The 13,126-nt window shown below is 43.4% G+C and carries 11 protein-coding genes; 7 read left to right on the top strand and 4 right to left on the bottom strand.

The features are described from left to right. Window positions 1–256 precede the first annotated feature (256 nt). Entirely contained in the window at window positions 257–1,228 is a 972-nt protein-coding gene (locus QSJ46_RS03160) for a S66 family peptidase (protein ID WP_285604266.1), read from the bottom strand. 136 nt (window positions 1,229–1,364) lie between these two features. Here QSJ46_RS03160 and cls (QSJ46_RS03155) point away from each other — a divergent pair, with 136 nt between their 5' ends. From cls (QSJ46_RS03155) to QSJ46_RS03140, 4 genes are all read left to right on the top strand, one after another. Next, window positions 1,365–2,882 carry a cardiolipin synthase gene (cls, locus tag QSJ46_RS03155; protein WP_249117613.1) on the top strand — a complete coding sequence of 506 codons (1,518 nt, stop codon included), beginning with the start codon at window positions 1,365–1,367 and terminating at the stop codon, window positions 2,880–2,882. A 105-nt stretch (window positions 2,883–2,987) separates the two neighbouring features. Continuing rightward, on the top strand, window positions 2,988–4,703 hold the full coding sequence (locus tag QSJ46_RS03150; RefSeq protein ID WP_285604265.1) for an ABC transporter ATP-binding protein: 1,716 nt from the start codon (window positions 2,988–2,990) through the stop codon (window positions 4,701–4,703). A 151-nt stretch (window positions 4,704–4,854) separates the two neighbouring features. Next, a complete protein-coding gene (locus tag QSJ46_RS03145; RefSeq protein ID WP_039182177.1) occupies window positions 4,855–5,097 on the top strand; it encodes a hypothetical protein in 243 nt (80 codons plus the stop codon). Window positions 5,098–5,184: 87 nt separating this feature from the next. Further along, window positions 5,185–6,183, top strand: coding sequence for a S66 family peptidase (locus QSJ46_RS03140; RefSeq protein ID WP_285604264.1), 999 nt, complete (start codon window positions 5,185–5,187; stop codon window positions 6,181–6,183). 27 nt (window positions 6,184–6,210) lie between these two features. Here the strand turns inward: QSJ46_RS03140 and QSJ46_RS03135 are convergent, their stop codons facing one another. From QSJ46_RS03135 to cls (QSJ46_RS03125), 3 genes are all read right to left on the bottom strand, one after another. Next, window positions 6,211–6,465: a hypothetical protein gene (locus tag QSJ46_RS03135; RefSeq protein WP_039182170.1), complete on the bottom strand. Its 255-nt coding sequence runs from the start codon at window positions 6,463–6,465 to the stop codon at window positions 6,211–6,213. Window positions 6,466–6,538: 73 nt separating this feature from the next. Then, window positions 6,539–7,501 (bottom strand): UV DNA damage repair endonuclease UvsE, encoded by a 963-nt coding sequence (gene uvsE, locus QSJ46_RS03130; RefSeq protein ID WP_285604263.1) that lies wholly within the window; start codon window positions 7,499–7,501, stop codon window positions 6,539–6,541. 12 nt (window positions 7,502–7,513) lie between these two features. Beyond that, on the bottom strand, window positions 7,514–8,710 hold the full coding sequence (gene cls, locus QSJ46_RS03125; protein ID WP_285604262.1) for a cardiolipin synthase: 1,197 nt from the start codon (window positions 8,708–8,710) through the stop codon (window positions 7,514–7,516). A gap of 143 nt (window positions 8,711–8,853) precedes the next feature. On the opposite strand from cls (QSJ46_RS03125), the gene QSJ46_RS03120 reads away from it, so the two are divergent. The 3 genes from QSJ46_RS03120 to QSJ46_RS03110 all read left to right on the top strand — a co-directional run bounded on the left by QSJ46_RS03120 (window position 8,854) and on the right by QSJ46_RS03110 (window position 13,125). Continuing rightward, a complete protein-coding gene (locus tag QSJ46_RS03120; RefSeq protein WP_107162934.1) occupies window positions 8,854–10,965 on the top strand; it encodes a heterodisulfide reductase-related iron-sulfur binding cluster in 2,112 nt (703 codons plus the stop codon). A 103-nt stretch (window positions 10,966–11,068) separates the two neighbouring features. Then, the gene (locus tag QSJ46_RS03115; protein WP_285604261.1) at window positions 11,069–12,262 is read left to right on the top strand and encodes an acetyl-CoA C-acetyltransferase; all 1,194 of its coding nucleotides are present in this window, start codon (window positions 11,069–11,071) and stop codon (window positions 12,260–12,262) included. Beyond that, on the top strand, window positions 12,262–13,125 hold the full coding sequence (locus tag QSJ46_RS03110) for a 3-hydroxybutyryl-CoA dehydrogenase (protein ID WP_039182159.1): 864 nt from the start codon (window positions 12,262–12,264) through the stop codon (window positions 13,123–13,125). The genes QSJ46_RS03115 and QSJ46_RS03110 overlap by 1 nt, the downstream gene beginning before the upstream one ends. The last annotated feature ends 1 nt before the right edge of the window (window position 13,126 follow it).

Genomic DNA, 13,126 nt, shown 5'->3' with positions numbered 1-13,126 from the left:
TGCAGCCTCCCTTCCTTCGGTAAGCATGTAGTATGTGTGCGTCAAATGGAATTATCCAAGTGTGTTGATGATGTTAGAAATAGAATCAAATAATTGGCTAAGTACATCAGAAAACATATTTTTGCCTCCTCTCTTTTCTTTTTACATCTACTTAACGAAGGGAATGAAGGGTTGGATCACTTTTTCTAAAAAAATTTTAAAAAAGATGGCGGCATAGAAAAAAGCACCGCCTATTCGGGTGCTTTTTTGCCTTTAGTTATGAATGAATGCGCAGCTTTATGTCTCCTTTTGTACACGCTAGCTGAACGTTTCCGCTAATCGGGAAGGTGAAGACGGGCTGTGTATGTCCGATATCGACATCGTAAATCACTGGGATGTGTTTGAGCATTGGGTGTTTATCAAGAATGAATCTTAAATGTTCCTCTGTCATCTTGGATTTCTTCTGAAAGCGTCCGATGATCAATCCTTTGATTGATTGTGCTTGCTGCAAGAGGGAGGTAAGGTCTCTGGCGAACGTTTCAGGGAACACCAGCTCATCATCCTCCACAAATAAGATCGCATCCTTTACATTCGGCATAAATGATGTCCCTTGCAGTAAGTTCAGTGTACAAAGGTTTCCACCATACAAGGTGCCTTCAGCTGTTCCTTCCTGATATATGTTCCATTTCGTCGGATGAAACTGCCTGTTCGCTTGATCGAGATACCAAGCATCATCACTCCATTTTGTCGATGGAATCACATCAAACGGTTCGCCGCCGTTCATCAAGCAAGTTTGAAACATGGCAGTCTGCTCCTCCTGTCCCTGCTCCATTTGAAAGCTTGAGAAATGGGGGCCAGAATATGTCACCATATCACATTTCGCTGTAATGGCGTTTGCAAGTGCAGTGATGTCACTATAGCCGCAAAGGACTTTAGGATGCTGACGGATCAAGTCGTAATCAATATAAGGCAAAAGTTCATTGCAGTTGAAGCCTCCGATGGCTGTTAAAATACCATCGACATCATTATCTCTGAACGCCTCATGCAGATCAGACAATCGGTGTTCAATAGACGATGAGGAATGAAGGTCACATTCAAACACATGCTGTCCCAAAGAGACAGTGAAGCCTAAAGACTCTAAACGTTTTTTCGCTTGAGAAATTCCTTCTTCTGATAAAATGCTGGCACTTCGGCTTGGGGCAATGACACGTATATGGCTTCCTTTTTCAAGAGGTGAGGGGGTATGCATAACAGATCTTCCTTTCCATCACATATTTGTCTATTATATCGGATCAAATAGCGCAAGTCTGTAAAGGCTAGGAGAAAGGAATGGGTCGTGCGTTTCATACAAGCTGTCCAAAGGGTATGGAAGAGAAAAAGACAGAATGAGGGCGGAGAATGTGAAAAAGAGAAGACTGGAATTTTTATTTTTATATTTTATGATATTCGGGGCATATGTGGTGTATTGGTGGACTGTGCCGGCGTGGAGCGTTCAGCTGTACGCAGCGATTTATATCGCCATTATTTTATTTAGTATCGTCTCACTCATGCTGGAGAACCGTACATCACAGCACACGTTGTTATGGATATATGTGCTGGTTTTTTTCCCGATCATCGGCTATATGTTCTATCTGTTCTCAGGGCAGCTCTATGTAAAAGGTCATTTATTCAAATCAAAGAGAATGTATAACCGTGAAAAATTAAGAAGAATATCTGAGCTTGAGAGCAAGCCGGATGAATCACGTTTAACCGATAATCAGCGTGGTTTTTTTCAATACACAGAAAAAGCTACAGGCATGCATGTGAATACAAATAGTGATATGGACATTTTAAAGAATGGAGAGGAGACGTTTCCCCGAATTTTTGAAGAGTTAAAAAAAGCAAAATCATTCATTCATATTGAATATTACATGTTTAAATCTGATTTCCTCGGCCACCGAATGATGGAGATTTTAATTGAAAAAGTGAAAGAAGGGGTAGAGGTCCGCTTCATATATGATGCGGCAGGTAGCATTCGTTTCTCACGAAAAGATATTAAACGCTTGAAGCAGGCAGGGGTTAAGGTCGCTCCTTTTCTACCTTTAAAATATGGATTTTTTAACCAAAAATTCAATTTCAGAAATCATCGAAAAATCGTCATTATTGATGGAGAAACAGGGTTTGTTGGAGGGTTAAATGTTGGCAAGGAATACGTAGGACGGGATGAAAAGATCGGCTTTTGGCGTGATACGCATGCCATGTTAAAGGGAGAGGCTGTTCAGACCCTTCACTCCGTTTTTATGCTTGACTGGGAATACGTATCAGATGAAGTATTAATTGATGATCCGAAGTATCATACGCCGCATCCTGTGACCGGAGAGGATGTCATTCAGGTTGTACCAACTGGACCTGATATGAAAGAAAGTATGAGTGATTTATATGATGCCCTCATATCTAATGCGAAACAATTTGTCTGGATTGCCACACCTTACTTTGTACCAAACGAATCAATTCGCACTGCGCTCAAAATCGCTGCCACGAGAGGGGTGGATGTGCGGGTGATGGTACCGGAGATCAATGACGGATTTCTCACGCAATATGCCACACGTTCCTATTTTTCTGAGCTTCTAAAAGAGGGCATCAAGGTGTATCACTATCAAAAAGGGTTCATGCATCAAAAGGTGATGATCGCAGATGGAGAACTCGCCTCTGTCGGCACTGCAAATGTTGATATGAGAAGCTTTCAGCTTAATTTTGAGGTCAATGTCTTTACAGCTGCGAAAAAGCCAATTGAGCAATTGATGGCCCACTATGAGGAAGATATGAAGGAATGTGAGCAAATGGGTCCTGTTCATTTTTATAAAAGAGGCTTAAAAGAGCGGTTGAAGGAATCATTTGCTCGATTGTTTTCTGGCGTATTATGAGGATTTCCAGTCAAAGAAATCATTTCCTGATCTAGTATTTTGCAGAGAATTCCTCTATAATTGAAAATGATTATCAATTATAGAGGAAATGAGGTCCTTTTACATATGCTAAAACGCTTTTTCGCCTATTACAGGCCCTATCGCGGTCTGTTCTTTTTAGATTTCTTTTGCGCTGTCGCAGTTGGATTAATGGAACTTGGTTTCCCGCTGATCGTGAACTACTTCATTGATACGTTATTACCAACAGGGAACTGGACAGTCATTGCCTGGACCGCACTTGCTCTGTTTATCATTTATGCCCTCAGCTCAGTGATGCAATTTATTGTGTCGTACTGGGGACACATGCTTGGCATCAATATTGAAACAGATATGAGGAAGAAGCTGTTTGATCATTTTCAGCGTCTCTCATTTAAGTTTTTTGATAACAACAAAACGGGTAAGCTTATGTCTCGGATGACAAATGACCTCATGTACATTGGTGAGGTGGCTCATCACGGACCTGAGGATTTGTTTATTGCGATTATGACGATTCTTGGCGCCTTTGCTGTCATGCTAATGATTAACTGGCAGCTTGCCATTTTAACCTTCTTGATCATGCCCGTCATCATTTGGCTTGCCCTTCATTTTAATAAAAAGATGACACAGGCGATTACACAGCTGAACAATGACATTGGAGACTTTCATGCAAGGGTTGAAAACAATATCGGCGGTATTCGTCTTGTTCAAGCCTTTGCCAACGAACATTTCGAGAAAAAGCGTTTTGCTGAAAACAACAACCGCTTTCGGAAAGCGAAGCTTCTTTCATATAAAATCATGTCGGTTAACGGCTCAATCAGTTACATTCTGACACGTCTTGTGACACTGTTTGTCCTTCTAGCAGGGACATGGTTTGTTCTGCAGGGTCAATTAACGGCAGGTGGATTTATCGCGTTTGTTCTGATTACAAACGTCTTATTCAGACCGATTGATAAGATTAACACAGTGATTGAAATGTATCCAAAAGGCATTGCTGGCTTTAAAAGCTATGTCGACTTACTTGAAACAGAGCCAGATGTGAAGGATACAGAAGGAGCTCGTGATGTATTTGGGCTGAAAGGTGAAATTGAATATCGAAACGTGACATTTGGCTACGATGAGCACAGTCATGTGTTAAAGGATATCGATTTGAAGATCAAACAAGGAGAAACCGTTGCGTTTGTCGGGCCCTCAGGAGCCGGAAAATCGACGATTTGTAGTTTGCTGCCACGTTTTTATGATGTGGTTGAAGGGGAGATTACGATTGATGGCGTGAGTACAAAATCGATGACCCTCTCTTCTTTAAGACAGCAGATCGGCATTGTGCAGCAGGATGTCTTTTTATTCTCAGGCACCATTCGAGAAAACATCGCATACGGCAACCTAGAAGCCAGCGATGCAGAGATTTGGGAGGCTGTACGTCGTGCGCATTTAGAGGAACTCGTTCAGCGTTTTCCAGAAGGATTAAATACTGTCATAGGCGAGCGCGGCGTCAAATTGTCAGGCGGTCAAAAGCAGCGCCTGTCGATTGCGCGGATGTTCCTAAAAAATCCTTCAATTCTTATTTTAGATGAAGCCACATCAGCACTTGATACAGAAACAGAAAAAGCTATACAGGATGCACTAAGCGAACTGGCTGTCGGCAGGACGACACTTGTCATTGCCCACCGCCTCGCTACAATTAAGCACGCCGATCGTATCATCGTCGTAACAGAAGAAGGCATTCAAGAACAAGGCCGCCACCAAGAACTCATCCAAATGGGCGGGGTGTACAGCAGACTGCATGAAGCGCAGTTTGGTCATTGATAGTAAGGCGTAAATGAGTTCAGCTATTGAGTTGGACTCATTTTTTTACATGTGATAATAAAAAGTGGTTCGTCCTGCAAATATTTAAATCACCATTTAACTGGAATTCTGATATAATTTAAGGAAATTAGATCCAAAAGGAGAGGGTTGTTTGAGCGAAACAGCAAAAACATTCATGCTGAAAAGCATTCACTACGTGACTCTTGTTGGTTTATTTATATTGATCATTCCAGCTGGAATCAACCCAGTATTTTTTTACATTGGGATTATTTTATTTGGCATTCACCTTTTTGTAAACGTTATAGACAGTTCTTTAAGCAAAGTCAAAATATCGATAGCATTGATTATTAGTTTTACGCTCATATTACTTGGCCTTTTTAAAATATTTTTTTGAAAAGATTTTCATTCGTTCAGTAGCCCTTTTGATAAAGGGCTTTTTTTGTTAGGATAGAAAAAATGCGTGTAGGAAGGATCTGATGGAATGAAGGGGCTTCGGCGATTACAAAAGGGCGATAAGATCGGTATTTTTTCACCTTCCAGTCCTGCATCAGCGACCTCGCCTCTTAGGTATCAGCGGGCGAAGAAGTGGCTTGAGCAAAAAGGATTCATTGTGATCCCTGGATCATTAACAGGGAAAGAGGATCACTACCGTTCCGGTACAATTCAAGAACGAGCTGATGAGCTGAATGAGCTGATGGCTAAAGAGGACTTGGCGTGCATCATGTCAATGATTGGCGGGACGAATTCAAATAGTTTGCTGCCTTATCTTGATTTTGAGCTGCTGAATCAACATCCAAAAATCATGATCGGTTATTCAGATGCGACAGCGATTCTACTAGCGGCGTACGAAAAAACGGGCCTGCCTGTTTTCTACGGGCCTGCGCTTGTTCCTTCTTTTGGCGAGTTTGAACCGTTTGTCGATTATACATATCAGTCATTTGAGGACATCTTAATGTTTCCTCAAAGCATTCCTTATCAGATTGAAAAACCGCCTTTTTGGACAGATGAACGAATCAATTGGGAAGAAAAGACGCGTGACAAAAAGCAGCGTCCGAATGATTGGCTGTGCGTCATAGAGGGACAGGCAGGAGGCAGATTGATCGGCGGGAACCTGAATGCGATGTACGGCATTTGGGGAAGTGAGTTCATGCCAGCCATCCAAAACGGAGACATCCTCCTCATTGAAGATTGCATGAAAACCGCTTCTGTTGTCGAAAAGAATTTCTCTTTATTGAAAGTAAATGGAGTGTTTGAACGGGTGTCAGGGATTCTTTTAGGGAAACATGAGCTGTTTGATGATGAAGGGACGGGCAAAGAACCTTACGAGATTTTGCTTGAGGTGCTCGGTGAGACAAAAAGACCAATCATCGCTGATTTTGACTGTGCCCATACGCACCCTATGCTTACGATGCCAATCGGGGCACAAGTGAAAATAGATGCAGCTTCTAAACAAGTTTGGCTGACAGAAGAGTGGATATAAAAAAGAGCGGCTCGGGGCTGCTCTTTTTTATGAAACCTTTTCTTTCTCAAACGGCTGTAGAAGATCTTGCGCTTTTTTCCCCTCTACGACAATTAAATAATCAGATTCTAAATGAGTGAGCCTGAAGGTTTCAAGCTCTACGATGTTCTTAATGCTGCACATTGTTTTTTTAGAATACACATATATACGATGCTGAGCCTGCTGGCACTTTTCATAAAGAGAAATAAGCTTATGTAAATTCAACGCTTTTGCAGCGATTCGGATTGAATAGATTTGAGACATCTTCATATCCTCCTGTTAATTACTTTTTCACAATAGCTTTGTTACCCTCATTTGCACAAAGGTAAACCTTTCTCTATGATTTCCACTCAATGGTTCCTCCGCCCGTCCGCCGATTGCCCCTTATCGCAGACAGCTCTTCGACTAGACGGAGCAGAGCCTGATCCTTTAATTTTGCTTCAATCATAAAATCTGCATCACGGCCATACGGTTTTAATGCTTGAAAAAGCGGTAAGACAAAGGCCATATCTACTCCATCTGCATGACTGCGTATGGCTTTTTCTGATTTAGGTGAAGACAAGTGGATTTTAGGCGGAATGCCAGTCTTTGTCCAAGTGTCGAACATTCTTGGCAGGATGTCATCGAGTGCGGCATCGTCATCTTTATTTGCCACGTGATGATGGTAATCAAAAACAAACGGAATGTCATGCTTTTCACATACACCAAGCGTTTCGAGCGACGTATATGTTTTGTCATCGTTCTCAAGTGTCATCCTTGCTTTGATATGAGCCGGAAGCTGTTTGATATTTTCATCAAAGCGTTGAAGAGCCGATTCTTTATCGCCGTACGCCCCGCCTACATGAATATTCATGTAACCTTCCTTTTCGAGCTTCATCGCCTCAAGCATCTGATAATGGTACGTCATATCGATGACGGCATTTTCTGTAATTGAAAGTTTTGGGCTGGTAAACAAAGTGAATTGATTGGGGTGAAAGCTTACCCGTAAGTTGTGCCGTTTCACCAACTTGCCAATCTCAAGAAATTCTTTGTGAAAAGGTGTCACGAAGTCCCAGCGCACCTCGGGATGGGTCGCGAGCGGGACGATCGAGCTTGAAAAACGGTAAAGCGGGATATCATGAGCAATGGCGAAATAAAGCGTTCTTAATGTATTCACAAGATTGGCTTTCGTTGTTCGCAATAAAGCCTCTTTTCTTTCTTCCTTAGAGAGCTTGCTGTATCTTGCAAAGGTCAGCGACTTGGCAGGAGAAGCTTCCCACAAGGTGACGGCATTGGATACATAACCAAATCGATAACGCATAGGTCATCTCCTTTATAAAAAATACGAGAACATGGCGGCAACCCACTCAAGCGGTCGTGTGAAAAGAGGGCGCTTTGACAATGTTTCTTCTGTCAGGATCTCAGATACTTCCATATGCTCCCGAATCTTTTCCTCTACGTGTGCAGTAAAGTCGGGATCATCAATGGCCACATCTACTTCTTCGTTTAAAAACAAGCTTCGTTTATCAAAATTCGCGGTACTGATCATACAGCGGCTGTGATCAATCAATATGGCTTTCGAATGATAAAATCCTTTATAAAAACGATAAACAAGACATCCAGAGGCAATGAGATCCTTTAAATAATGAAAACCAGCCTCTTTGACAAGTGGATGATCCGCTTTCATTGGAATGATAATTTCAACTGTGACGTCCCGCTTTCGTGCATCAAGCAGCGCCTTCAGAAGAGGGGCTGATGGAATAAAATAAGGCGTACAGATGATGATCTGTTTCTTTGCCTGCTGAATATCTTGGAGAAATAAAGCTTCTAAAGAAAAACCGGCAGTCGCGCGTGTTGTGCATTGTAATGTTCCCGGTTCCAATGTAGGGAAAACCTCATATTGCAGCTGATGAATGCCAGACGACCGGTACAAATCATTCAGAAACACATGCTGGAGATCTGCGACAACCTGTCCAGTCATCCGCAAATGATAATCCTTCCAAATGCCAAAGCGGCCTTTTTTCCCAACATATTCATCGCCTATATTAAATCCGCCAATATAGCCAATCTTCCCATCAATCACCGTAATTTTACGGTGATTTCTCATGTTTAACCGGTAAATCAAAAAAGGAAAACGAGGCTTATTTAAAAAGTAAAATTGAATGCCACTCCTTTCTAGCATGTCAATCGACTTTTGATCAAACGAATAGGAGCCTAATCGGTCGGTCAGCAAAAAGACGGAAACGCCTTGCTCCGCTTTGGCTTTCAATGCTTGTAAGACCCTTTGACCAATCTTGTCGTTCTTTACAATAAAGAACATCATATGAATAGAAGAAGAGGCCTGCTGTATATCCGTAAGCAGCTGATCGAAAAATGGTTCGCCATCATGATAAAAGATGGCATCGCCGCTTGTTTGGTCAAAAGACCGTTCAAATGCGTGCGTAGAAAAATATTTCTTTCCCATATAAAGGTCTAACATGACGAGCAAAACGATGGCAATGAGTACGAGTAGGATGATCAATGCGATCATGAAACTTCCTCCTTTTTTGCATATTTCAATAGTGTACCCAAACGCGTAAAAAATATTGACTGAATACTCATTCATTATTTATGATAGAGGTACAACATGGAAACGGAACAAAGTGGGTTTTGGGGAATGAAAGGGGGAGCAAGATGAATAGCCTTTTAATCATCAACTTGATCGCATTTGCGGCGGTGACCGCTTACGCTCTGTATTTGTTTGTTTATCTCATTCGAACACGAGCGGCGTATATTCGTCTTGGTAAAAAAGAAGAGTTTCAACAAGACATGAAGAAACGCTTAGAGCGTGTTTGGGTCAATGTATTTGGGCAAAAGAAGCTGTTAAAGGACAAGAAGAGCGGCATCATTCATGTACTGTTTTTCTACGGATTTATCCTTGTACAGTTCGGAGCCCTTGATTTTATTTTGAAGGGGCTTATTCCAGACAGCGGGCTTCCTTTAGGTCCGGTGTACGGCGTCTTTACGTTTTTCCAAGAGGTGGTCACACTTCTCATTTTAGTGGCCGTTGTATGGGCTTTCCATAGAAGATATGTGGAAAAACTTGTCCGTTTAAAACGAGGTTTTAAATCGGGTCTAGTGCTTTTATTTATTGGCGGATTAATGCTGACAGTTTTACTAGGGAACGGCATGAACATCATCTGGCATGGACACTCTCTATCACCAACTGAGCCAATCGCTTCTGGTATTGCTTTCTTGCTGGGCGGAATTTCACCTCTTGCGGCTGCGATTGTTTTTTATGCCGCATGGTGGGTGCATCTGCTCATTTTGCTGACATTTTTAGTATATGTTCCACAGTCAAAGCACGCCCATTTGATTGCGGGGCCTGTCAACGTATTTGTCAGCAGATTAGACCCGCCAGGCAAGCTGCAAAAAATCGATTTTGAAGATGAGACACAAGAGACCTTCGGTGTGGGAAAAATTGAAGACTTCCGTCAGTCTCAGCTGATCGATCTTTATGCCTGTGTGGAATGCGGGCGCTGCACGAATATGTGCCCGGCAACAGGGACAGGGAAGATGCTGTCTCCAATGGATTTGATTTTAAGGTTAAGAGATCATTTAACCAATAAAGGGGCTGCCATTACCTCGAAGACACCTTGGGTCCCGCAGCTTGCCTTCAAGCAGACAACAGGAAACCAGCTGGCACTGCAGGCGAGAGGAGCAGGTGCGGAAGAGTCGGCTGCCAGCTCTATATATCATCCTTCTCTTATTGGAGAGGTCATTACAGAAGAAGAGATCTGGGCATGTACGACATGCCGAAACTGTGAAGACCAATGCCCTGTCATGAATGAACATGTCGACAAGATTATTGATATGCGCAGATATCTTGTGCTGACCGAAGGAAAAATGGACGCAGATGCACAGCGTGCCATGACAAGCATTGAGCGCCAAGGGAACCCGTGGGGATTGAACCGGAAAGAAAGAGAAAATTGGCGTGAACTGAGAGAAGATGTGCATGTGCCGACAGTGAAAGAGCTGAAAAAAGCAGAGCAAACCTTTGATTATTTATTCTGGGTTGGTTCAATGGGGGCATATGACAATCGAAGCCAAAAGATTGCACTTGCCTTTGCAAAACTCCTCAATGAAGCGGGGGTATCCTTTGCGATCCTAGGCAATAAAGAGAAAAACTCAGGCGATACACCAAGAAGACTCGGAAACGAATTTTTATTCCAAGAGCTTGCTGCAAAAAACATTGAAGAATTCCAGAAAAACGGCGTCACAAAGATCGTCACGATTGATCCACACGCCTACAATTTATTTAAAAATGAATATCCAGACTTTGGACTTGAGGCAGAAGTGTACCATCATACAGAATTACTGGCAGAGTTAGTGAAAGAAGGGAAAATAACGCCTGTACATGAAGTGAACGAGGTGATTACTTTCCACGACTCATGCTACTTAGGCAGATATAACGAAGTGTACGACCCGCCAAGAGATATTTTAAAAGCCATTCCAGGTGTGACGCTGAAAGAAATGGAACGCAACCGTGAAACTGGTATGTGCTGCGGTGCAGGCGGGGGCTTAATGTGGATGGAAGAAGAGACGGGTACCCGGATTAACACTGCACGAACGGAGCAGGCGCTACAGGTCCAGCCGTCCATTATCAGCTCAGGGTGTCCTTATTGCTTAACGATGCTGGGAGATGGGACGAAGGCGAAGGAAGTAGAGGAGCAGGTAGGCACATTTGATGTCGCCGAACTTCTTGAAAAATCAGTGTTTGGTGAGCCTGGAAAACAGGTGTCGTAAAGATGATAGGCCGATGAATAGAATGTTCATCGGCTTATCCATGGCGCTGTTTCATCAGCTGTCTAAGTGATATGTAAGCGTTAACAAATGGGGAGGGGCATACATGAGTACGACGGTCATTGTATCTGGTGCAAGAACACCATTTGGAAAACTAGGCGGGGCTCTCAGTGGTTTGACTGCCGCAGAACTAGGCGGTATAGCGATCAAGGCTGCACTGGAAAGAGTTTCGGGTTCTCATGAAATAGATGAGGTCATTATGGGAAGTGTTTTACAAGGAGGGCAAGGGCAAATTCCTTCAAGGCAAGCAGCAAGATATGCTGATCTTCCTTGGTGTGTTCCAACACAAACCATCAATAAAGTCTGTGCATCAGGCATGCGCAGTGTGAGCACGGCAGATCAAATCATTCGAGCCGGTGATGCTGAGGTCATCGCGGCGGGCGGTATGGAATCCATGTCTCACGCTCCTTATCTGCTAAAAAAAGCGCGATGGGGCTACAAAATGGGAGACGGTGCAGTACAAGATGCGATGATTTTAGATGGCTTAACCTGTTCGTTTACAGGCGTTCATATGGGTGAGTATGGAAGTATGGCTGCAAAGGAGCTTGGCATCACGCGGGAAGAGCAGGATCTGTGGGCACTCAGAAGTCATGAACGCGCCATCGAAGCGCAAAAAAGTGGCTTTTTTCAACAGGAAATCACCCCCGTCACCGTTAAAACAAAAACGGGAGAACGGCTGATCACAGAAGATGAATCTCCGCGGCGTGATACCTCATATGAACGGCTGTCAAAGCTCATGCCTGTTTTTGATCAGAAGGGTACCATCACCGCTGGAAATGCACCAGGTGTCAATGATGGTGCAAGTGCACTTCTTCTAATGAAAGACACGTATGCTGCACGGCATGGCGTAAAGCCACTGGCAGTCGTTCTCGGTCATACTCAGGTTGCTGTAGAGGCGAAGGATTTCCCGAAAACACCAGCCCTTGCCATCGAGAAGCTTTTAAAGAAAACAGGAAAGCGCCTAGAGGATATCGATTTGTTTGAAATCAATGAGGCCTTTTCAGCTGTGGCTCTGGCATGTGAAAAAATGACCGGGATCGACCGGCGGAAAATGAATATCAACGGAGGGGCTGTCGCACTCGGTCATCCGATTGGGGCAAGCGGAACACGTATCATATTGACATTGATTCATGCATTAAGACAAAGAGGCGGTGGCATTGGCATTGCGGCGATTTGCAGTGGAGGCGGTCAAGGAGATGCGTTCATGATAAAGGTAGATGAAAAGGGAGGCGTTTTTTGATGAGCATAGAAGAGACCGTTCTGGTCGTTGGAGCCGGTCAAATGGGATCAGGCATTGCCCAAGTGTTTGCACAGTCAGGCTATACAGTCCTGCTCCATGATGCATCAGAAAAGCAGATTCATCGAGCGATTTCCTCCATGACCAAACAACTGACGAAGCGGGCAGAAAAAGGAAAGCTGGCACATCAGGCAGTCCGAGATATCACGCAGCGGCTTGCCGTATCCACAGATTTAAAAGACGTTCAGCAGGCTCATTTAGTGATTGAAGCTGCTTCTGAACAAATGAGTGTGAAAAAACAAATCTTTGAAACACTTGATCAATTTGCAGAGGCGGAGGCCATATTTGCGACAAACACGTCTTCCTTGTCGATCACAGAATTAGCAGCTGTGACGAGCAGACCGGAGAAAGTGATTGGCATGCATTTTATGAATCCCGTCCCTGTCATGAAACTCGTTGAAGTCATTCGCGCGCTGCAAACGAGTGATGACACATATCAATTTGTTTATGAAACAGCGAAGACATTAAACAAAACCCCAATTGAAGTGGAAGACTTCCCAGGGTTCGTCTCAAATCGCATATTGATGCCAATGATCAATGAAGCCATTTACACCCTATATGAAGGCGTGGCAGATGCAGAAAGCATTGATGGCGTGATGACACTTGGGATGAATCACCCAATGGGGCCGCTTCGTCTAGCTGATTTCATTGGACTGGATACATGTTTATTTATAATGAATACCCTTCACGAAGGACTTGGAGACAGCAAATATCGACCTTGTCCTCTTTTGAAAAAATACGTGAATGCAGGCTGGCTTGGCAAAAAGACAAAGAGAGGTTTTTACACATACCACGACCACTCATAGG

The organism is Bacillus sp. YKCMOAS1 (genome assembly GCF_030268125.1).
Taxonomy (GTDB): Bacteria; Bacillota; Bacilli; order Bacillales; family Bacillaceae; genus Bacillus; species Bacillus safensis.
Note: the sequence above shows the minus strand (reverse complement) of the source record. Positions and strands in the feature narration are given on the sequence as shown.